Source organism: Streptomyces sp. NPDC041200, from assembly GCF_055591805.1.
In genome coordinates this window covers 45721-67741 of sequence record NZ_JBVIZF010000002.1, presented here as the reverse complement: position 1 = coordinate 67741, position 22021 = coordinate 45721, and the positions used below count along the sequence as shown (strand labels likewise).

12 protein-coding genes and 1 pseudogene are annotated in these 22021 nt (G+C 73.1%); 6 read left to right on the top strand and 7 right to left on the bottom strand.

Going from position 1 to position 22021, the window contains the following annotated elements; translation table 11 throughout:
• Window positions 1-119: 119 nt before the first annotated feature.
• Window positions 120-1850, bottom strand: a complete 1731-nt coding sequence (locus tag ACZ6CL_RS05360; RefSeq protein WP_468931438.1) for a cellulose binding domain-containing protein — start codon at window positions 1848-1850, stop codon at window positions 120-122.
• A gap of 603 nt (window positions 1851-2453) precedes the next feature.
• On the opposite strand from ACZ6CL_RS05360, the gene ACZ6CL_RS05355 reads away from it, so the two are divergent.
• Together ACZ6CL_RS05355 and ACZ6CL_RS05350 are read left to right on the top strand one after the other, a co-directional pair.
• Window positions 2454-6776 carry a molybdopterin-dependent oxidoreductase gene (locus ACZ6CL_RS05355; RefSeq protein ID WP_468933263.1) on the top strand — a complete coding sequence of 1441 codons (4323 nt, stop codon included), beginning with the start codon at window positions 2454-2456 and terminating at the stop codon, window positions 6774-6776.
• Between the two features lie 66 nt (window positions 6777-6842).
• A complete protein-coding gene (locus tag ACZ6CL_RS05350; RefSeq protein ID WP_468931436.1) occupies window positions 6843-7598 on the top strand; it encodes a hypothetical protein in 756 nt (251 codons plus the stop codon).
• A gap of 1 nt (window position 7599) precedes the next feature.
• Here ACZ6CL_RS05350 and ACZ6CL_RS05345 read toward each other — a convergent pair whose 3' ends face one another.
• Complete coding sequence (locus tag ACZ6CL_RS05345) at window positions 7600-8625, bottom strand: zinc-dependent alcohol dehydrogenase family protein (RefSeq protein WP_468931434.1); 1026 nt, start codon at window positions 8623-8625, stop codon at window positions 7600-7602.
• A complete protein-coding gene (locus ACZ6CL_RS05340; RefSeq protein ID WP_468931432.1) occupies window positions 8622-9482 on the bottom strand; it encodes a PhzF family phenazine biosynthesis isomerase in 861 nt (286 codons plus the stop codon). The genes ACZ6CL_RS05345 and ACZ6CL_RS05340 overlap by 4 nt, the downstream gene beginning before the upstream one ends.
• 84 nt (window positions 9483-9566) lie before the next feature.
• On the opposite strand from ACZ6CL_RS05340, the gene ACZ6CL_RS05335 reads away from it, so the two are divergent.
• Complete coding sequence (locus ACZ6CL_RS05335; protein WP_468931429.1) at window positions 9567-10466, top strand: LysR family transcriptional regulator; 900 nt, start codon at window positions 9567-9569, stop codon at window positions 10464-10466.
• Between the two features lie 4 nt (window positions 10467-10470).
• Here the strand turns inward: ACZ6CL_RS05335 and ACZ6CL_RS05330 are convergent.
• Window positions 10471-10879: pseudogene (locus tag ACZ6CL_RS05330) on the bottom strand (NUDIX hydrolase).
• Between the two features lie 227 nt (window positions 10880-11106).
• Between ACZ6CL_RS05330 and ACZ6CL_RS05325 the strand changes: the two are divergent.
• Entirely contained in the window at window positions 11107-12174 is a 1068-nt protein-coding gene (locus tag ACZ6CL_RS05325; RefSeq protein ID WP_468931427.1) for a hypothetical protein, read from the top strand.
• 20 nt (window positions 12175-12194) lie between these two features.
• On the opposite strand, the gene ACZ6CL_RS05320 is transcribed toward ACZ6CL_RS05325, so the two are convergent.
• The 3 genes from ACZ6CL_RS05320 to ACZ6CL_RS05310 form a co-directional block, all read right to left on the bottom strand.
• Window positions 12195-12767: a hypothetical protein gene (locus tag ACZ6CL_RS05320; protein WP_468931424.1), complete on the bottom strand. Its 573-nt coding sequence runs from the start codon at window positions 12765-12767 to the stop codon at window positions 12195-12197.
• An 82-nt stretch (window positions 12768-12849) separates the two neighbouring features.
• Window positions 12850-14949 carry a restriction endonuclease gene (locus ACZ6CL_RS05315; RefSeq protein ID WP_468931421.1) on the bottom strand — a complete coding sequence of 700 codons (2100 nt, stop codon included), beginning with the start codon at window positions 14947-14949 and terminating at the stop codon, window positions 12850-12852.
• Between the two features lie 128 nt (window positions 14950-15077).
• Window positions 15078-16601, bottom strand: coding sequence for a GMC family oxidoreductase (locus ACZ6CL_RS05310; RefSeq protein WP_468931419.1), 1524 nt, complete (start codon window positions 16599-16601; stop codon window positions 15078-15080).
• A gap of 122 nt (window positions 16602-16723) precedes the next feature.
• Between ACZ6CL_RS05310 and ACZ6CL_RS05305 the strand changes: the two genes are divergently transcribed.
• A complete protein-coding gene (locus tag ACZ6CL_RS05305; RefSeq protein WP_468931417.1) occupies window positions 16724-21586 on the top strand; it encodes an RHS repeat-associated core domain-containing protein in 4863 nt (1620 codons plus the stop codon).
• Window positions 21586-21957: a DUF6193 family natural product biosynthesis protein gene (locus ACZ6CL_RS05300; RefSeq protein WP_468931415.1), complete on the top strand. Its 372-nt coding sequence runs from the start codon at window positions 21586-21588 to the stop codon at window positions 21955-21957. The genes ACZ6CL_RS05305 and ACZ6CL_RS05300 overlap by 1 nt, the downstream gene beginning before the upstream one ends.
• Window positions 21958-22021 lie beyond the last annotated feature (64 nt).

Genomic DNA, 22021 nt, shown 5'->3' with positions numbered 1-22021 from the left:
CCTTCGTGTAACACGGTCGGGGGCCCCGTACGGCCATCCGGGTGGGGGTGGCGGCCGCGCACCGGACGCGGCCCGGAATCCCGGGCCGCGTCCGTCCGTGCTTGCGGTGCTTGCGGTCCTCAGGCCGAGCAGCGCTCACCGTTCAGGGTGAAGGCGCGGGGCGGGGAGTTCCCGCTGTCCCAGGTGGCGAGGAAGCCCACGGAGAAGGGCTTGTTGGCGTCGACCCGGTGGTTGTAGTCGGCCGGTGTGGTGGTCACCGTGGAACCGCGCTGGGTGTACGCGCCGTTCCACATCTGGGTGACGCGCTGGCGGTCGGGGAAGTCCCAGGTGACCCGCCAGGTGTCGAGCGCGCTGCGGGAGGTCAGCGTGACCTCGGCCTTGAAGCCGTCGGGCCATTCGGTGACCAGGTTGTAGCGGGCCGTGCAGGCGGGCTTGCCCTTGGGCTTCCGGGTGGGGCCGTCGGAGGGCTGGTGGCCCCGGCCCGAGTCCTCCGGGGCGGGCGAGGAGGCGGGCGGGGTGGTGCGCTTCCCGTCCTTGTCCCCCGCGCGGCCGGTGTCCTCGGAGTCGTCCTTCCCGTCCTTCCCCGCCTTCCCGTCCTTCCCCGCCGTGCCGCCCACGCCGTCGCCGCTGCGGGAGGAGGACGGCTCGGCGGAGCCGTCGCCGGTGCGGCTGGGGGTTCCGCTGCCCACCGGTGTGGTGTCCGAGGGGCTGATCGGGGCGCTGGAGTCGCGGGTCACGCGGCCGGTGGCCTGCTCCCCGTTCCCGTCGCCGGACACCGCGGCGGTCCTGGTCAACGCGACCGTTGTGGCCAGCGCCACGACGGCCACCACCGCCAGGGCGATCGTCGCCGTACGGGCTCTGCGCCCACCGTGCACGGCTCGTCTTCGCCCGGTCGGGCCGCCGAGTCTCTGGCGCAGCAGGCGCGGCGCCATCATCACCGGGCCGCCGACCTTGTCCAGGACCCGGTCCCGTAACGGGACGCGGACGGCGTGCGACGCCGGCGCGGTCGAGGCGGGAGTGGCGCCCGGGGCCCGCTCGACGGCTCGTCGGCGCCGCGCCACGTACCCGTGTCCGCCCCAGCCCAGCACCCCGCCCGCCAGCGCGTTGGGCAGCCCGCCGCCGTGCAGGTACAGGCACGCGGCGGCCTCACGGCAGTTACGGCAGCGGGCCAGGTGCTGCCACAGATCCGCGGGGGAGTGGGCATCCGGCGAACGGGTGGCGGCGTCCAGCAGCTTGGCGTAGCTGCGGCACTCCTCATGGGTGAGGGTGTCCAGATGGTTGCGCTGGCAGCGCTGCCGGAACGCGGCCCGCACCCGGGCGATCTCCTCGGTGGCGTACGCGATGTCGCCGCCCAGCTGCCAGGCCAGCGCCTCGACCGGCTGCGACTCCACCTCGATTTCCCACAGCAGCGCCCCGTCGCGTTCCCCCAGGTCACGCAAGCCCCGCAGGGCGAGCGGCTGTTCGCGGGGCGGGACGGCGTAGCGGGCGACGCCGGTGGAGGAGAGCCAGACCCGCAGCTCCGGGTCGAGCCGGTCGCCGTCCCGGTGGGTGTGCCAGTCGGCGGCGGTCTTGCGTACGGAGGTCAGGAGCAGCGGAAGCCACGGCAACCGCGGCCCCCAGGAGCGGGCCCGCCGGTTGCGGGCGGCCCGGATACCGCGCCGGAACGCCTCGGTGGCCAGCCGCATGCCGTCTTCAGGAGTGGTGGTGCACAGGTCCGCGTAGTCGGCTACCGCGTCCCAGTAAAGGTTGAGCAGGGCCGTCGGGGAGACGGCGTCGGTGTCCGCTGCGGTGACGGACGGTTGGCCGGGTGACGCGAAGGCGCCGTCCCGGGATGCCGAGTGGTCGGGCATGGAGGCACATTCCTCACTCACGAACAGTGGCGCCCCCGCCAAGGGGGCAAGCCTCTCACATGGGGCCGCGGGGTTGGGCAGCCAACAGCACAGATCTGACTCGGAGTTGGGGATTCCCCTTCACGGGTGGGCCGAGCCTTTCACGTCCGTGAGTCGACTGACAAGAGACGATAGAGGAGTGACGGAGGAGTTGTGTCCAAGCCCCGCGAACCACACCGCCCCGAGCCCCTCGGGCGACGCATAACGCAGCGTCAGATGTGTGCATGACGCAGCGTCAGATGTGTGCATGACGGTGCGTCAGAGCGTGTCATCGGCGGTGTCTCGCTCTCGCTGCGCGCGCAACTTGTTGCATGAAGCACCAGTCGCCTCAGGCAATTGTTTTCCCCGGTAGGGCCCTCCTTCCCTCACACGCGGCGGAAGGGGAGTGTGCAGGGGACGTAATCGCTGGCGATCGGCGGATGTGACGCGCTCGCAACCGGGGGTTTTTACGGTGTGGGGCAGTGGGAGAGGCCCACCGCGAGCTTGAGAGGGGCATTCGTGACGGCATCGGCTCAGTCGGCACGGGCGGCGCGCACCGGCGCTGCCGCGGAGGTGGCGGGGTCGGTGCGGAGCGTGTGCTCGTACTGCGGGGTCGGGTGCGGGATCGTGCTCGACGTCGGGCGGGGCGCGGACGGACGGCGGACGGTGCTGAAGGCGTCCGGGGACCCGGCGCACCCCGCCAACGCGGGACGGCTGTGTACCAAGGGGGCGACCAGCGCGGACATGCTCCGGGCGGCCGGGCGGCTGGAGACGGCGCTGTCGCGGGACGACCGGGGCGCCGAACCGGCGGCGGTCGGGGTGGACGAGGCGATCACCGCGACCGCGCGGCGGCTGCGGGCGGTCCTCGACGAGCACGGGCCGGACGCGCTCGCCCTCTATGTGTCCGGGCAGATGACGCTGGAGGCGCAGTACCTGGCCAACAAGCTGGCCAAGGGGTTCATCGGCACCAACCAGATCGAGTCCAACTCACGGCTGTGCATGGCCAGCGCGGGCAGTGGCTACAAGCTGTCGCTGGGGGCGGACGGGCCACCCGGGTCGTACCGGGACTTCGAGCACGCCGACGTGTTCCTCGTCATCGGCTCCAACATGGCCGACTGCCATCCGATCCTGTACCTGCGGCTCATGGACCGGGTGAAGGCGGGCGCCAAGCTGATCGTGGTCGACCCGCGGCGCACCGCGACCGCCGCCAAGGCGGATCTGTTTCTGCAGATCAAGCCGGGTACGGATCTCGCGCTGCTCAACGGGCTGCTGCGGCTGCTGGTCGAGGGCGGGTACACCGATCAGGAGTTCATCGACGAGCACACCGAGGGCTGGGACGCCCTGCCCGCCTTCCTCGACGACTATCCGGCGGAGCGGGTCGCGGAGATCACCGGCATCCCGGAGGCGGACATCCGCGCAGCGGCGCGGTGGATCGGCGAGGCCGGGGAGTGGATGAGCTGCTGGACGATGGGGCTCAACCAGTCCACGCACGGCACCTGGAACACCAATGCCCTGGTCAACCTGCATCTGGCCACCGGCGCGATCTGCCGCCCCGGCAGCGGGCCCTTCTCGCTCACCGGCCAGCCCAACGCGATGGGCGGCCGCGAGATGGGGTACATGGGGCCGGGGCTGCCCGGGCAGCGGTCGGTGCTGGACGCGGAGGACCGGGCGTTCACCGAGGAGCTGTGGGGCATCGCGCCCGGCACCCTGCGGACGGACGGGGCCGGACTGGGCACCGTCGAGATGTTCCGGCGCATGGCGGACGGGGACATCAAGGCGTGCTGGATCATCTGCACCAACCCCGTGGCCTCGGTCGCCAACCGCCGGACGGTGATCGAGGGGCTGGAGACGGCCGAGTTCGTCGTCACCCAGGACGCCTTCGCCGAGACCGAGACGAACGCCTACGCGGATGTCGTGCTGCCCGCCGCGATGTGGGCCGAGGCCGACGGCGTGATGATCAACTCCGAGCGCAACCTCACCCTCGCCCAGCAGGCCGTCGACCCGCCCGGCGAGGCGCTGCCGGACTGGCGGATCATCGCCCGGATCGCCTGCGAGATGGGGTACGGGGACGCCTTCGGCTATGAGAGCGCGGAGGAGATCTTCGAGGAGATCAAGCGCGCCTCGAACCCGAAGACCGGCTACGACCTGCGCGGGGTGACGTACGGGCGGCTGCGCGAGGCCCCGGTGCAATGGCCCGCGGCGCCGGGTGACGGCGACGGGAACGGCGACGGCGACGGGAACGGCGACGGCCGCAACCCGGTCCGTTACCTCAACGACGGCGTCAGCCAGACCCTCGCCGTACGGGAGGACGGCACCCGGCCCCGGCTGGCCTTCCCCACGCCGAGCGGCCGCGCCGTCTTCCACGCCCGCCCGCACCTGGACGCCGCCGAGCTGCCGGACGACGACTTCCCGTATCTCCTGAACACCGGGCGGGTGCAGCACCAGTGGCACACGCTCACCAAGACCGGCAAGGTCGCCAAGCTGAACAAGCTCAACCCGGGGCCGTTCGTGGAGCTGCACCCGCGCGACGCGGAGCGGCTGGGCGTCGCCGAGGGCGACGCGGTGGAGGTCGCCTCGCGGCGCGGCCGGGCGGTGCTGCCCGCGGTGGTGACCGACCGGGTGCGGCCGGGGAACTGCTTCGCGCCGTTCCACTGGAACGACCTGTTCGGGGAGTACCTCAGCGTCAACGCGGTCACCCACGACGCGGTCGACCCGGTGTCCCTGCAGCCGGAGTTCAAGGTGTGCGCGGTGTCCCTGGCCAAGGTGGCATCGGCGCCACCCCGGCACGTCCCGGCAGCCCAGGCGGCCTCCGGCCCGGGCGCCACGGCGGGTGCGGCGGGGCTCCCTCCCGGCGGCCCGGGTGCGGCCGCGCTGACGGACGCCGCCACGTCCCACGGCGCCCCGCACACGGCTGCGGGTGCCGCCGGGGGTGGCGTGGTCGACGGGCTCGTCACCGCGTTCGGGGTCGCCGACCTCGCGCCGCCCGTCCTGACCGAGCCCGAGCGGCAGTACTTGCGCGGCTTCCTCGCCGGGCTTCCCGGCGGGGAAGCGGCCGCCACCGCCGTCCCCGTCCTGCCGCACGACGCGCCCTTCGCGCCCGAGCACGCCCTGTGGGTCAACGGCGTCCTGGCCGGGGCCTTTTCGCGCGCGAGCGCCCCCGCGCCCGTGGCGGCCCCGGACACCGCGGCACCCGGGGCGGGCCCCCGCGAAGTGGTCGTCCTGTGGGCCTCCCAGACCGGCAACGCCGAGGACGTCGCCGGTGCCACCGCCCGCCGCCTCGCCGAGACCGGGCGGCAGGCCCGGCTGCTGGAGATGGACGGCCTCGCCGCCGCCACCCTCCCCCGCCCGGCCGACATCCTCGTCATCAGCAGCACCTTCGGCGACGGCGACGCCCCCGACAACGGCTCCGGCTTCTGGGAGTCGCTGGCCGCCCCCGACGCGCCCCGCCTGGACGGCACCCGCTACGCCGTCCTCGCCCTCGGCGACTCCTCGTACGACGACTTCTGCGGCCATGGGCGCCGCCTGGACGAACGCCTCGGCGAGCTGGGCGCCGTACGCCTCGCCCCGCGTACCGACTGCGAACCGGACTACGACGAGCCCGCCCGCGCCTGGCTGGACACCGTCCTGGATGCCTTGGGGACCGCGTACACCGCCGCGTACACCGCACCGTCTCCGGCAGCCCCGGCAGCCCCGGCAGGCCCGGCAGCCCCGGCAGGCCCGGCAGGCCCGGCAGGCCCGGCAGGCCCGGCAGCCCCGGCAGGCCCGGCCGCCCGCCCCACCAAGGCGGAGCCGTTCACCACCCGCCTCATCGGCAACCGGCTGCTGAGCCTGCCCGGAGCGGCCAAGGAGGTGCGGCAGTTCGCGTTCGACACCCGCGACGGCGCGCTCGCGTACGAGGCCGGGGACGCGCTCGGCGTCTGGCCCGAGAACTGCCCGGAACTGGTCGCCGAATGGCTCGCCGTCACCGGCCTCGACCCGGCCGCCGAGGTGGCCGTCCAGGCCGTACCCGGCGCGGACGTGGCGCCGATGCCGCTCGCCGACGCCCTCCGGTGCCACCTGGAGATCGCGAAGATCACCCCGGACCTGCTGCGCTTCGTCCTCGACCGCACCCATGACCACGACCTCAAGCGGCTGCTGCGCCCGGACAACAAGGACGGTCTGGCCCAGTGGACCTGGGGCCGCCAGGCCGTGGACATCCTCGCCGAACACCCCGTACGGGCCTCCGCCCAGGAGTGGGCCGACGTCCTCAAGCGGCTCCAGCCCCGGCTGTACTCCATCTCCTCCAGCCCCCTCGCCCACCCCCACGAGGTGCGGCTGACCGTGTCCGTGGTGCGCTACGAGAGCCGCGGCGGGACGCTCCGCAAGGGCGTCGCCTCCACCCACCTCGCGGACGCCGCCGCCGACCGCCCCGTGCCCGTCTTCGTCCAGCGCGCGCCCGCCTTCCGGCCCCCGGCCGACCCCACGACGCCGATGGTGATGGTCGGCCCCGGCACCGGCGTCGCCCCGTTCCTCGGCTTCCTGGAGGAGCGCAGGGCGCGCGGCGCCACCGCCCCCAACTGGCTGTTCTTCGGCGAACAGCGCCGCGCCAGCGACTTCTACTACGCGGACGAGCTGGAGCAGCTGCGCCGCCATGGCACGCTCACCCGCCTCGACACCGCCTTCTCCCGCGACCAGCGGTCCAAGGTGTACGTGCAGGACCGGATGCGCGAACACGGCGCCCGGCTGTGGTCCTGGCTCCAGGACGGCGCCCACTTCTACGTCTGCGGGGACGCCACCCGGATGGCCAAGGACGTCGACCGGGCGCTGCGCGACATCGCCGTCGCCCACGGCGGGCTCGACGAGGACGCGGCCGAGCTGTACGTCAAGCAGCTCGCCGCCGACAAGCGCTACGCCCGCGACGTGTACTGAGCGCACAGCTGGTGCTCCGTCAAGGCTCCCCAGACACAGGCCCATCCGGCCTGAGAGGATGCCCCCGTGAGCGAACGGGGAGAGCACGGCGAGCGGAATGCGGCATGGCGGCGGCGCCTCATCGCGACGGCGGTGAGCCTCGTGGCCCTCGCGGTGGCGGTCGCCCATCTCGTCGCGCCGGACCTGAAGATAGACAACGTCACCGTCGCGTTGCTGGTCATCGCCATCGTCCCCTGGCTGCGCGATCTCTTCACCAGCATCGAACTTCCCGGCGGGCTCCGGGTCGAGTTCCGGGACGTCGAGCAGCGCGTCGAGGCGGCCGAGGCCATGGCCGACGCCGCGCTCGTCGGCGGCGGTGCGGGCCCGGGGGACACCGACGACCCGGCGGCCCGCGAGGACGTCCGCAGGCTGGCCGCCGAATACCTGGCGGTGCGGGATTCCATGGGCCCCGGATCGGCCCGTACGCAGCGCATGAACGGCATCTTCGCGCGCCTGGTACGCACCACCCAGCGCCTCGCCAACCCCGAACTGGTCGACTGGCTCAGGTCATCCGACGGCGGCCTCCGGCTCGCGGCCTACGCCCGCCTGTACGCCCTACCGGACGATTCCACGCTGGACATCCTGGCGCACGCCGTCACCGAGGAACCCCTCGCCTTCAGCCAGTACTGGGGAATCCGCGCCCTCGACAAGGCCGTGGACCTCGTCGGCCCGGCCAATGTGCGGCCGGCGGTCGTCCGCCGGCTGGAGGACTGCCGCCCGAACGGCGCCGACCGGGCCCATCTGCTGAACCGCCTGGTCGCGAAGATCCACGGCGTTCAATAGGTCACTGATCCGTGATGACCACCTTCCCGAAGTGGCCCCGGTCCGCGAAGTGGCGGTACGCGGCGGGCGCTTCCGCGAAGGGGAAGGCGCGGTCGATCACCGGACGCAGCCGGTGGCGCTCCAGCGCGCGGTTCATCTCCTCGAACATCTCCCGGCTGCCCACGTACATCCCCTGCAGCGTGATCCCCTTGCGCACCACCGCCATCGGATCGACCCCGCTGCCGTCGGCCAGCACGCCGATGACGCTGATCCGGCCGCCGGTGCGGACGGCGGTGAGCGACTGGGGCAGAGTGCCCGCGCCGCCGACCTCCACCACGTGGTCCACGCCGCCGCCGGTCGCCTCGTACACCGCCTGCCCCCACGAGGGCGTCCGCACGTAGTCGATCCCGTCCGCCGCGCCGAGCGCGCGCAGCCGGGCCAGTTTCGCGTCGCTGCTGGAGGTGGCGATGACCCGGGCGCCGCCCAGCGCGGCGAATTGCAGCGCGAAGAGCGAGACGCCGCCGCTGCCCATCGTCAGCACGGTCTGTCCCGGAGCGACCCCGCCCCCGGTGACCACCGTGTGCCAGGCGGTCACGGCGGCGCAGGGGAGGGTGGCGGCCTCGGCGAAGTCCAGGTGGGCGGGGGCGGCGACGAGGGCGTCCTGGTCGAAGAGGACGTACTGGGCGAGGACGCCGTCGGACGGGCCGCCGAGCGCGCCCGCGGTCCTGTCCGCGGTGGCCGGGCCGGAGATCCAGCGCGGCATGAAGATGCCCACCACCCGGTCCCCGGCGGACCACCGGGTGACCTCGGCGCCCGCGTCGGCCACCTCGCCCGCGCCGTCGGACAGCGGCACCAGGCCGGGGGTGAGCGCGCGTCCGTAGGTGTCCGAAGCGATCATCAGGTCGCGGTAGTTGAGCGACCAGGCGCGCATCCGGACCAGCACCTCGCGCGGCCCGGGGGCGGGCACCTCGCGTGTCGCGGGGCGGAGGGCGTCCACGCCGGTGAAGCGGGGCAGCTCGAAGTAGCGGTTGGTTGTCCGTGTCGTCATGCGGGGATCCTCACCGCGTGGCCGCTGACGCGGACGCGGGTGTCGTCGGGAGTGATGTCCACCAGAAGTTCGCTGGGCCGCCCCATGTCCTCGCCCTGCCGGATACGGACCCGGGCCGCCTCCCCGACCAGGCCGGTCGCCAGCAGGTAGCCGCCGAAGGCGGCGGCCGCGGCGCCGGTGGCCGGGTCCTCCACGACCCCGCCCACCGGGAACGGATCACGGGCGTCGAAGTCGAGCCGGTCCGGGTCCGGGCGGTGCACCAGGTGCACGGTGGTCCAGCCGCGCCGCCGCATCAGCTCCTCCAGCGCGTCGTAGTCGTACGCGAGGTCGGCGAGGCGGGCCCGGGTGGCGGCGGCGAGGACGAGGTGGTCGTTGCCCGCGAACGCGACGTGCGGCGCGAGGGCCGGGTCGAGGTCGTCCGGGGACCAGCGCAGTGCCGCCAGCGCGGGCGCGATCTCCGTGTCCGCGTCGGCGGGACGCGACCGGGCGGGCACGGAGGTGAGGGTGGCGTACGGCGTCCCGCCGTCCGTGCTCGTCGCCACCCGGACCTCGCCCGCCGCCGTGTCGAAGACCAGCTCGCCGGGGCCGTCCCGTTCGGCGAGGGCGACGGCGGTGGCGACGGTGGCGTGCCCGCAGAAGGCGACCTCGGCGCGCGGGCTGAAGTACCGCACCCGGTAGCGGCGCCGGGCCGGGTCCTGTGCGGTGAGGAACGCGGTCTCGGAGTCCCCGACCCGGGCGGCCAGCGCCACCATGGCGGCGTCGTCCTCGCCGAGCGGACCGGCGTCGAGGACCACACCGGCGGGGTTGCCGCCGGAGGGGTGGGTGGTGAAGGCGGAGTAGCGCAGCACTTCGGTCATGCCGTCCAGGCTTCCACCGGGCCCCCATCGCGTCCAACGATTCCTTTCGCTGGACGCCATCGACAGATTCGATACCCTCGTGACGTGGACACCCGACTCCTGCGGACGTTCGCGGCCCTGGCCAGGACCGGGAGCTTCACCGCCACCGCCGCCGAGCTGCATCTCGCCCAGTCCACGGTCACCGTCCAGGTCCGCAGCCTGGAACGGGAGCTGGGCACCCGCCTGTTCGACCGGCTGCCCACCGGCGCCGTCCCCACCAGCGCCGGGCGGCGGCTGCTCACCGAGGCCGAGGACGTCCTCGACGCCGAGGCCCGGCTGCGCGCGGCGGCCGCCGGTGTCGCCGGGGCCCAGGGGCCGCCGGAGGGGCAGGTTGCCCTCGGCGCGGGCGAGTCCCTGTGCGCCTCACGGCTGCCCGCCGTGATCGCCTCCCTCGCCCGCAGCCACCCCGGCGTCGAACTCAACCTCCACCCCGCGGGCAGCGCCGCCGCCGTCGAGGGGCTGCGCGCGGGCCGCCTCGACCTCGCGCTCCTCCTGGAGCAGCGGGTCGACCACGCCGACCTCGCCGCCCGCGCCCTCGCCCGCGAACCGCTCGTCTATCTCGCCGCGCCCGGCCACCCGTTCGCGGACCGCGCCGTGGGCTGGGCCGAGCTGGCCCGGCAGACCTTCTTCGTCCACGAGGAGGGCTGCTCGTACAGCGACCACCTGGTGCGCACCCTGCGCACCGTCCCCGGACCGCCGCCCCGGCTCACCCGCTTCGGCAGCATCGAGGCCGCCCGCTCCTGCGTCGCCGCCGGGCTCGGCCTCACCCTGCTCCCACGGGCCACGGTCGGACGCCAGCTGGCCGACGGCACGCTGGCCGAGGTCCACGGCCCCGAGATCCCCCCGGTCCCGATCCAGCTGACCCGTGCCCGCCGCCGCTGGACCAGCCCCGCCGCGCAGGCGGTCGCCACCGAACTGGCCCGCCTGATCCCGGCGGGCGACTGACGCCTCAGAGCAGCCGCACGCCGTCGTGGGCGCGGACGGCGGGCGGGGCGGCGGTGTCGAGCGCGTCCAGGATGCGGGCCGCGTACGCCTCGCACGCCAGGTCGGGCACCTCGGCGCGGGTGGCCCAGCGCCAGGCCCGGGTGCGCGGACCGGTCGAGGGGGGTGCCGTCGACGGCCCGGCAGCGGAAGACGAGGGAGACGCCCAGGCCGTTCATGTCCTTGTAGACGCCGGTCAGGGCCGCCGGAAGCGCGATCTTCACGCCCGTCTCCTCCAGCAGCTCGCTCCGCAGGGCGTCGGGAATCGTCTCGTCCGGGCCCAGCGGCCCGCCCGGCGGCTCCCAGGTCCTGCTGTCCCGGCGCTTGATCAACAGCGCCCGGTCCCGCTCGTCGACGATGACGCCGGCGACGTTCACTGTGTGCGGGCGGTCCACGGTCACGTTCTCGGCCCTCTCGACTGGCTGCGCGCCCCTCACGGTAGCCCAAGTCCCGTACCACCGGCCGCCGTCGGGGCCCATGTGACCGGGTCCCCGAGGCGTGGTCGGTGGCGTCTTCTACGCTGTCGGCAGCCCGCCGGGGACGGTACGGCGGGGAATCACCACGCAGAGGGAACAACGGGGGACACATGCGGACACGCATGAGGATGGCCGGTGCGATCGCAGGGGCGGGCGCGCTGGCCCTGGTCGGCACGGGATGCGGTGCCGCCAAGGACGGCGTGGCTGCGGGCTCGGCGAAGAAGCCGGAGCCCAAGCCGACGGCGTCCGCGCAGCCGGTGCCGATGGAGACCGCAGCGAAGAAGGCCGCCTGGACGGACGACCGGGACCGGGCGCAGCAGCTGAAGGTGGCGCCCAAGCGGCTGGTCCTGGGCAAGGAGTCGGACCTCAAGCGGGTCCGGCTCGACGATGACGTCGACGGGAAGGTGCCGTTCTACCTCACCGTCTCCTACACCAACACCGGCAAGGAGACGCTGACCAGGCCCCGTCCGGAGAACAACTTCACGATCACCCTCGCCGACGGGACGCCCGGTCAGTCGATCTCCCTCATCAATATGAACCCGCTGTCCAGCGAGTCGGCCGTGCCCAAGGAGTGCGACAAGGGCAGCCCCGAGTCCCTGGCCCCGGGGCATACGGGCGAGGCATGCCAGATCGTCATGGTGCCCAAGAACCGGACGCCCGCGATCGTCTCGTACACCGACGAGGCGAGCGGCGCCCTGATGTGGAAGATCGGCGACGGCAAGGGCTACGCGGGCACCAACGGCCTGATGCCGGTCGGCAAGTCCGCCGACGCCATATGGCAGAACGACAACCGCGACGTCCGGATGAGCGTCACCCTGACGGGCATGCGCAAGGGCGACATCGGGGACCTGAGCCGCTTCGACCTGGACGCGGACCAGAAGAAGATGACCCCGTACTACGTCACCCTCCGGTACCGGAACCGCGGCGCGCACAAGCTGCTGCCCACCATGCAGGACAACGTGGGGGTGAGCACCGCGGGCGGACTGCAGCTGCAGCCCACGACGTTCATGGACTTCTCCACCCCCGACCAGGGCATCGACGGCTGCCACAGCAACGCGGCGCAAGACTGGCTGAGGCCGGACTCTTCCGTCACCATGTGCTCCGTCCACCTCATGCCCGAGGGTGACCAGCCGGTCGCGGTCACCTTCAAGGGCGAGGGCAGGAGCGCCTACCAGTTCGGCTGGCGCGTGCCGTGAGCTGACGTCCGCGTACGAGGCTACGAGGCGGTGTCCTCGAAGTACGCGTCGAGGACCTCGTCCAGCCGCGCCGTCCAGTCCTTGAGGGCGCCGCGGGCCGAGGCCTCGACGTCGGCGGCGTACCAGCGGTGGGCGGTCGTGTAGACGGTGACGCTGAAGCGGCGGCCGAAGCGGGGGGTGTCGATCTCCACCGCGCCGATCTCGTCCCAGGAGAACTCGGCGTTCTCGCCGTCCAGGTGGAAGGCGACACCGGAGCGCCCGGCGGTGATCGAGCCGCGGCGGTCGGAGACCTCGAAGACCGGCCCGTCCTCGGCCTCGTCGCCGTCCTCGGCCTGCTCCTTCGACGCGTCTGCCTCGTCTGCCTCGTCCGGCTCCTCGGCTTCGGCTTCGGCTTCGGCGGTCTCCGCTTCTTCCGGCTCGGGACCGGCGTCTTCCGGGGCCTCCGGCGCTTCCGGGGCCTCCGGGGCCGTCTTCGCCTCCGCGGTCACCTCCTCGGGCGTGTCCGGGCGCGGGGGCGTCAGGCCGGGGATGTGCCCCGGATCAGTCCCGGCGGCGGGTACGGGCGGGGTGATCGGACCTATGCGCTGCTCCACGCCCGGCAGTATGTCGGATGAAGCTGTGCCAGCGACACCCAGTCCCCGAGTGTCTTCCCGACTGTTCCGCCGCGCGTCACGATCACGCGACGTCGATGCCGTACTCCCGCACCAGCGCCTCCAGCCCGCCCGGGTAGCCCTTGCCGCCGATCACGAAGTCCCAGTCGCCATTGGCCCGGCGCCGGAACGAGCCGAGGACCAGGGCGGTTTCGCCGCTGCGGCCGTCGGAGACCTCCAACTGGCCGAGTTCGGCGCCCGACGCGTCCAGCAGCCGTATCCGGGCGTCGGCGAAGCCGGACAGGTCCGCCCCGGGGTCGACCTCGGGGTCGACGGCCGCGGCGAGGACGAGGCGGTCGGCCTCGGGCGGCAGGGCGTCGAAGGCGACGCGGACCGCCGCCCGGTCGGGTGCGGTGGCGGGCAGGGCGCTGACGGTGCCGTCGGGGGTGCGGGGGTTGTTGAAGAAGACGAAGTGGTCCTCGCTCAGCACCCGGCCGCCGTCGCAGACGAGGGCGCAGACGTCGAGGGCGACCTCGCCCGACCAGGACATGCCCAGCACGTTGTGATCGGGCGGTACGCCGTCGGAGGGAGAGCCGGAACCGGCGGCACCGTCCCCCAACCGCCCCCGCAGCCCGTGCCGGTGGAGCAGGTCCACCAGCTCCGCCCCGGACACCAGCTCCAGCGGCTTCCCCTGGGCGAAGGTGTGCGAGCCGGGCCCGAACCGCGAGGTGGTGACCAGCACGCCCTTGTTCGCGCCACTGCCCTGGACCGTGCCGTACAGATCGCGCACCGCGGTCGGCGGCACCGTGCCCCGGTACCGCTTCACCTGCACCACGATCCGGCCGCCCCGGATCGGCGTGGGGTCCATCGCCTCCACGTCCACCCCGCCGTCGTTCGAACGCCGGGTCGTCACCGCCCGCATCCCCATGGCCCGGAACAGGTCCGCGACGAGCGACTCGAAGGCGATCGGATCCATCGCGAGCAGATCCGGTTCGTCGCCCCCGCCCTGGGTCAGGACGCCGGAGCCGACCTCGTCCGGCGTCCGCCCGGGGGCTACGGCGGCGCGCTGGTCGGGGCGCGCGGACAGCCGCCCGCGGACGCCGTCGACCAGGCAGTCCACCGCGCTGACCTGCTCCAGCCGCAGTTCGGCGAAGGCGGTACGGGTCACCGTGACGGTCGCCAGGACGATCCGGGCCCGGTGGCCGGTCGCCGGATCGTGGTCGTCCACGAAGCCGTTCAGCGCGACCGACTCCAGCACCCCGGCCCCGTCCGCACCGGCCCCGTCCGCCGCGAACAGGTCGCGCAGCGCCAGCAGCACGCACTGCGCCAGCACGTCCCGGTACAGCGCCCGGCGCTGCGCGGCCGAGCGCGCCGTCTCCCGGTCCTCGTCGGTACTGGGCATGTACCGCACCGACTTGACCTCCGGGACGATCTCGTACCGCGGCAGCTCCCAGTCCAGCACGAGCTGGCGCGCCGCCGGGTCGTACGCGGCGGACACCTCGCGGGGCGGGCCCTGTGGCCACACCGGGGAGGCGTACGTGGAGTGGTAGAGCGCCGCCGTGAAGTACTCCACCACCGCCTCGGGGTCCCCGGCCCGCACCTCCGCGACCAGCTCCGCCACGCCCGCGTTGTGCCGGTGTATCTCCGCGATCCGCTCCGCGGCCCACCGCTCGTACCGCTGCCGGTACGCCTCCAGCCGCCGCACCCGCTCGGCCTCCGCCGCCCGCGCGGCCCGCCAGTCCCGCTCGTACCGCTCCCGCGCCTCGTCCCGCTCCCGCCGCCCGGCGCCGAACCCCCAGCCGCCCTGCGGCTGGTAGTGCCGCTGGTCCGGCATCGGTACGGGGTGCGCCAGCGCGCCCGGGTCGAACGGCTCGACCTGCTCGGGCCGTTGCAGCCCCGCCGGGCGGAACGCCGGTGCCCGGCACCCGGCCGCCAGCAGCGACCGCAGCGCCTCGACCCGCGCCTCCAGCTCCTCCGTACGCCGCCGCGCGTCCGCCTCACGCTGCCGCCGGTACGCCGCCTGCCGCTCCCGCTGATCGCGCGCCCGCTCCCGCTCGGCGGCCCGCAGCCGCCGCTCCTCCTCGCGCTCCTGCCGCGCCCGGGCCCGCTCCTGCGCCTCGCGCTGCCGCTGGGCCTCGGCCCACAGGGAGATCAGGACGCCGGATCGACCGGAGCGACGGCTCATCTACGACTCCCCCCGGGCCCACCGGACCCCACCCTCGCGCCCGGCCCCCAACCAGCGGTAACGCCCCCGATTCTAGTGGCCGCCGGTCTGGCGGCCGCCCAAAGCCCCGGGACCTTCCGCCGCAGCGCTCAGACGCCGGTCAGAAGGTCGGCGGCCTTCTCACCGATCATGATCGACGGGGCGTTGGTGTTCCCCGACGAGATCGACGGCATGATCGAGGCGTCCGCGACCCGCAGCCCCGCCACGCCGTACACCCGCAGCTTCGGGTCGACGACGGCCAGGGAGTCCTGGCCCATCTTGCAGGTGCCCACCTGGTGGTGGTACGTACCGACCGCGCGCCGTACGAACTCCCGCAGGTCCTCCCGGGTACGGGCCTCCGGGCCCGGGGCGGCCTCGGCCTTGCGCCAGTCGTCGAACGCCGCGTGGGCGCCGATCTCCCGGCATATCTCGACCGCGTCGACCATGGCCTCCATGTCGTACCGCTCGGCGAGGATGTCCGGGTCCAGCAGCGGCGCCGCCTCCGGGTCGGACGAGGCCAGCCGCAGGGTGCCGCGCGAGAGCGGGCGGACGATCCCGGCGGCGAGGGTGTAGCCGTGCTCCGGCATCTCGTACGACTCGGCCGGATAGACCAGGTGCAGGAAGAGCGGCTGCAGGTCGGGGCCCGGGCGGCGCGGGTCGGTGCTCGCGAACAGCTGGCTCTCCAGCAGGTTCGCCGTCCCGGGCGGCAGCGGCCGCGTCGCCTCGTAGACATTGCTGACCAGCGGGTGGTCGTGCAGGTTCGCGCCGACCCCCGGCAGATCCACGGCCACCTCGACGCCGACGTCGCGCAAGTGCGCGGCCGGGCCGATCCCGGAGAGCAGCAGCAGCGCGGCCGAGCCGATCACCCCGCCGCTCAGCACCACCTCCGAGGCGGCGCGGGACTGGTGCAGGGCGCCGTCCGCCGCGTACTCCACCCCGGTCGCCCGGCCGTCCTCCAGCAGCACCCGGTGCACCCGGGCCCCGGTGGTGACGGTCAGCTTCGGATGGTCCAGGACGGGGGCCATGAAGCTCTGCCAGGCGCTCATCCGGCGCCCGTCGCGGGTGGTGGTGTGGTTGAACCCGGCGCCGATCATCCGCTCGCCGTTGAAGTCCTCGGTCAGCGGGTGCCCCAGCGCCACCGCGGCCTCGACGAACGCCTCAGCCGTGGGATGCGGTTCGGCGATCCGGCTGACCGGCAGCGGCCCGTCGCCGCCGTGCCACTCGCTCGCCCCGTCCATGTGGTTCTCGGACCGCTTGAACAGCGGGAGCACACTGTCCCAGTCCCACCCGGAGCAGCCCTGGTAGGCCCACGCGTCGTAGTCGCTGCGGTGCCCGCGTACGTAGATCATCCCGTTGAGCGAGCTGCTGCCGCCCAGCACCTTGCCCCGCGGCCAGAACAGCCGCCGGTCGTTCGCGTGCCGCTGCGGCACCGTCATGGCCGCCCAGTCCAGCTCGGACCGGAGCAGCATCGGCCACCCCTGCGGGCTGTGCACGCGCTCGTCCGTATCCTCGGGGCCCGCCTCGATGACATGGACCGAATGCCCCCGGTCCAGCAGCCGCCGTGCGATCACGCTCCCGGAGGAACCCGCTCCGACGATGACGAAATCGTGCTCGGCACCTGGCGTCAACGCCATGGTGACATGCCCCCTCAGTGTTGCTGTCGTTCCATCAAAACACTATGTGGGCAGGGAGTTTGATGGGAAACTCTGTTCGTACCGCGGGTGGGGATCACAGGTGTACACGGGGGATGGGGAACGTGGCTGTCACGGTGCCGGACTGGGCGGACACTCTGCTGGACCTGATCGGGGTGTCCTGGCCGAACGTGGACGAGGACGCCTACCGGGACATGGCGGACTCGCTGCGCGGCTTCGCCGACGACCTTGAGGACGACGGGCAGCTGGCCAACGGCCATGTGGAGCGGCTGCTGTCGTCGGGGTACGGCGAGGCGATGGACGCCCTCAACCTCCATTGGGGCAAGGTCAAGGGCACCCACATCAAGGACATCGCCTCGGCGGCGCGCACCATCGCGGGGGCGCTGGACACCGCCGCGACGGCGATCGAGGGGATGAAGGGCGCGGCCGTCGTCCAGCTCGGCTACTTGGCGAGTGAGGCGGGCATCGCGCTGTCGCTGATCCCGGTGACCGGCGGGCTGTCGGCGCTGCTGGGCGCGGGGGCGATTCGGGCCACGCAGGAGGCGGTCCGGCGGCTGATCAAGGAGTGCATGGAGGAGGCGGTCGGCTACATCGTCGCGGCGCTGACCGAGCCCGCCGTCGCCGCTCTGGAGAATCTGGCCGCCGATCTGGTGGTGCAACTGGGCGCCACGGCGATGGGGCTGCAGGACGGGGTGGATCTCGGCCAGGCCCAGCAGGCGGGCAAGGACGGGTTCAAGGACGGGGTGCAGGGCGCGAAGGACGCCATGCAGCTGGCCTCCGCGGACGGCGCGGGCGCAGGCGGTGGTGGTGCCGGTGGCGGCAGGGGCGCGGCCGGCAAGGGCTTCCACATCGAGCACAGCGAGCACGACCACGCCTCGACCCAGCTGAGCGGCCTCAGCGTCAATTTCCACGGCAAGACGGCGGGCAGGCTCTCCAAGGCGAAGACCCACCACGGCCGCACTCGCGGCCGGGACGACATCGCCCGGGCCATCGACCCGGTCGCCGACAAGGCCATCGACGCCCTGGAGAAGGCGCTCAAGACCATGGGCGACCACGTCAGCACCAAGCTGCCGAAGGCCGTCAAGCAGGTCTCCACCGACCACCGGAACACCGACCAGGACATCCGCTCCACGTTCGCCCGCGACCACCGCAAGAACGACGGCGGCGACCTGGGCGGCGACGCGGGCACCGGCCGCAAGGGCGGTGGCGACGGCGGGAAGTCGTCCCGCACCAAGCCGGACGCCCTGCGCGACGCCAAGGACGCACCGCGTCGCAACGGCATCTCGCTTGAGAAGACGGTCTGCAAGAACGACCCGATCGACGTCGCCACCGGAGAGATGCTGCTCCCGGAAACCGACCTGGACCTCCCCGGCGCCCTCCCCCTCGTCCTCCGCCGCACGCATCTGTCCGAGTACCGCCACGGCCACTGGTTCGGCCGCAGCTGGGCCTCCACGCTCGACGAGCGCATCGAACTCGACCGCGTCGGCGGCGGCGCCCTCTGGGCCCGCGAGGACGGCTCGGTCCTCGTCTATCCCCGGCTGCCCCGCCCCGGCGCCCTCGACCCCGTATACCCCGAGGAGGGCCCGCGGCTGGCCCTCACCTACGGCGGCGAGGACAACTCCACGACCACATACACGGTCACCGATCCGCGCACCGGCCTGACCCGCTGCTTCACCGGAAGCCCGTACCACGCGTCGTCCGCCTACTGGCTCACCGCGATCGAGGACCGCAACGGGAACCGCATCACCTTCGCCCGCCGCCCCGACGGCACCCCGACCTCCGTCTCCCACTCCGGCGGCTATCTGGCCACCCTCACCACCGACGACGCCCGCGTCCGCGAACTGGCGGTGCGCACCCCCGACGGCTCGGTCACCGTGCTGCGCTACGGCTACGACGCCCCCGGCAACCTCACCGAGGTCATCAACTCCTCCGGCCTGCCCCTGCGCTTCACCTACGACCCGGACGCCCGGATCACCTCCTGGACCGACCGGAACGGCTCCTCGTTCCGCTATGTGTACGACGCCGAGGGCCGGGTCGTGCGGACCATCGGCCCGGACGGCTTCCTGTCGTCCGTCTTCGCGTACGACGTCCACCCGGAGACCGGAGACCCGATCACCCGCTACACCGACTCCACGGGCGCGACGACCGTCCACTACCTCAACCGCCACCTCCAGGTGGTCGCCGAGACCGACCCCCTCGGCCGCACCACCCACCAGACCTGGGACCGCTACGACCGGCTGCTCTCCCACACCGATCCGCTCGGCCGGACCACCTCCTACACGTACGACGACGGCGGCGACCTCACCGCCGTCGAGCACCCCAACGGCGGCACGGCCGCCGTCACCTACAACGACCTGCACCAGATCACCTCGGTCACCGGCCCGGACGGCGCCACCTGGCGCCAGGAGTACGACGACCGCGGCAACCCCACCGCCTTCACCCGCCCCGACGGCACCACGACCCGGCTCACCCACGACGCGCACGGACACCTCACCGGCGTCGACGACGCCCTCGGCGCGCTGGACCGGCTGCGCTGCGATCCGGCCGGGCTCCCACTGGCCGTCCGGGGCCCGATGGGCACCGTCACCCGGTACACCCGCGACGCCTTCGGCCGCCCGACCCGCGTCACCGGCCCGGACGGCGGCACCACCGAGCTGGAGTGGACCGTCGAGGGCAAGCTCGCCCGGCGCACCGACCCGGACGGGGCGACCCAGTCGTGGACGTACGACGGTGAGGGCAACTGCCTGCTCCACAGGGACGCCACGGGCGGCGAAACCCGCTTCGAATACACCCACTTCGACCTGCTCGCCGCCCGCACCACCCCCGACGGGGCCCGCCACGCGTTCACCCACGACACCGAGTTGCGCATCGCCCAGGTCACCAACCCGCAGGGCCTGACCTGGAGTTACGTATACGACCAAGCGGGCCGCCTCACCGCCGAGACCGACTTCGACGGCCGCACCCTCGCCTACACCCACGACGCCCTCGGCCGCCTCGCCACCCGCACCAACGGCTGCGGCCAGACCATCCGCTACACCCGCGACACCGCAGGGCGCGTGATCACCAAGGACGCCGAGGGCGCCCTCACCCACTTCACCTACGACGCCCTCGGCCGCCTCTCGGGCGCGGTCGGCCCCGACGCGTCGCTGTCGTACGTACGCGACGAGGCGGGCCGGATCCTGCGCGAGACCTGCGACGGCCGCGCCCTCACCCACGCCTACGACGCCTCCGGCCGCCGCGTCCGCCGCACCACCCCCACCGGAGCCGTCAGCACGTGGGCCTACCCGGCCGACCGGCGCGCCCTGCTCGACACCTCCGGTCACCGGATCGTCTTCGAGTTCGACGAGGCTGGCCGCGAAACCACCCGCCGTATCGACGACACCCTGACCATCGACCACGGCTACGACACCCTCGGCCGCCTCACCGACCAGCTCGTCCGCGGCCCCGGCGAGGCCACCGTGCAGCGCCGCGCCTACACCTACCGCCCCGATGGCCAGCTCACCGCCATCGACGACCACCTGCGCGGCCGGCGCCACCTGGAGCTGGGCCGGGACGGCCGGGTCACCGCCGTCACCGCCGACAACTGGAGCGAGCGCTACGCCTACGACGAGGCGGGCAACCAGACCGAAGCCTCCTGGCCCCGCGACGGCGGCGCCGCCGGTCCCCGCGCGTACACCGGCACCCGCGTCACCCGCGCGGGCGGCATCCGCTACGAACACGACGCCCAGGGCCGCGTCACCCTCCGCCAGAAGGCCCGGGTGTCGCGCAAGCCCGACACCTGGCGCTACGCCTGGGACGCCGAGGACCGCCTCACCTGCCTCACCACCCCCGACGGCACCCGCTGGCGCTACCTGTACGACCCGCTGGGCCGCCGCACCGCCAAGCTGCGCCTCGCCGACGACGGCACCACGGTCACCGAGCGGACCGACTTCACCTGGGACGGCGACACCCTCTGCGAACAGTCCACCCACACCCCCGGCTCCTCCGGGCCCACCGTCCTGACCTGGGACCACGACGGCCTCACCCCGGTGGCCCAGACCGAACGCAAACTCGACCTCGCGCAGCACGAGGTCGACCGCCGCTTCTTCACCATCGTCACCGACCTCGTCGGCACCCCGCGCGAACTCATCGACGAACAGGGCGAGATCGCTTGGCACACCCGAGCCACCCTCTGGGGCACCACCAGCTGGAACCGCACCGCCACCGGCTACACCCCCCTCCGCTTCCCCGGCCAGTACTTCGACCCCGAGTCAGGCCTCCACTACAACCACCACCGCCACTACGACCCCGACTCCGCCCGCTACCTCACCCCCGACCCCCTGGGCCTCACCCCGGCCCCCAACCCGTACACGTACGTCGACAACCCGCTGCTATGGGTCGACCCCCTGGGCCTGGCAGGCTGCCCGCACCAGGCGAGTGGCGAGCATCGCCACAGTGTGGTGCTGGGCGTGAACAGACCCGGGGGACACTCGGAAAGTCTTGCCAAACACCTGCGGGAGAACGGTGACCCGGGAGCACACACTTATAACGGCGACGACTACTCGGGCGTCGGAGAGGGCGGTCCGGTGTGGATGACGAACGTCCTGGCCGCCCTTGCCGACCGCAACAACACCACGCTGTCCGTGACCCTGGACGGAATGCCCAACCTGAAGGGGGAGAAAGGGCTGTGGGACACCCCCGAGTCCATCCTCGAGGCTTTCCACGTCGCCGTCAGACACGGCGACAACTTCAGTCTGAGCAGCCCGGACAAGTGGCCCAGTCCCGGTAACGGAACGGCATGGGAGATGAGTGCCCTGGCGAAGGCCGTACGTGACCATGAGATCGCCGTGAAGTATGGCGATCCTCCGGACGGCAGGCCCTGGGAAGACATTCACTGGTACTCGAACAATGAGCGGGTCCACATCCCCAAGCCGGATATCGTGGAAATCGATCCGCTCTACCACCAGAAGAAGGGTAAGACCGGCTGATGGCACAGAACGAATCCCCTTCCAGCGCTGACGAAATAGTCGCGCTGGAGTGGCAGAGCGTCCTGGCCGAGGGCGCGGGTCTCATCGATCCGCAGGTCCCGCGCAGTGCCTACGCCCGACTCGAACTGCGGCAGCTCTTCCCGGCGATCAGCCACGGCACGCTGTTTCTGAGCCGGTGCACGCGCTTTCCGTTCACCAGGGACGTCCCGACGGTGTATTCGCGCACCAGCGGGGGATACACGGTGATCCGGTTGTCGGACGGGGCCAGGCTCGGGGAGGCGGCGACGCTGGAGGAGGCGTATGCCCTGGTCGTGGAGAACCTCCCGCCGGGCACGGGCCCGGCCATCGACGGGACGCCCGACGACCTGTGAGGCGCGGGGCCCGGTGGGATGGGGGCAGCCATCCCACCGGGCCGGTCGGTGCGTGCGGTTCGTG

Excerpts from the sequence above, each read along its gene's own strand:
- ACZ6CL_RS05360 (WP_468931438.1), bottom strand. The coding sequence starts at position 1,850 with ATGCCCGACCACTCGGCATCCCGGGACGGCGCCTTCGCGTCACCCGGC.
- ACZ6CL_RS05345 (WP_468931434.1), bottom strand. The coding sequence starts at position 8,625 with ATGACGACACGGACAACCAACCGCTACTTCGAGCTGCCCCGCTTCACC.
- ACZ6CL_RS05340 (WP_468931432.1), bottom strand. The coding sequence starts at position 9,482 with ATGACCGAAGTGCTGCGCTACTCCGCCTTCACCACCCACCCCTCCGGC.
- ACZ6CL_RS05325 (WP_468931427.1), top strand. The coding sequence starts at position 11,107 with ATGGCCGGTGCGATCGCAGGGGCGGGCGCGCTGGCCCTGGTCGGCACG.
- ACZ6CL_RS05315 (WP_468931421.1), bottom strand. The coding sequence starts at position 14,949 with ATGAGCCGTCGCTCCGGTCGATCCGGCGTCCTGATCTCCCTGTGGGCC.
- ACZ6CL_RS05310 (WP_468931419.1), bottom strand. The coding sequence starts at position 16,601 with ATGGCGTTGACGCCAGGTGCCGAGCACGATTTCGTCATCGTCGGAGCG.
- ACZ6CL_RS05300 (WP_468931415.1), top strand. The coding sequence starts at position 21,586 with ATGGCACAGAACGAATCCCCTTCCAGCGCTGACGAAATAGTCGCGCTG.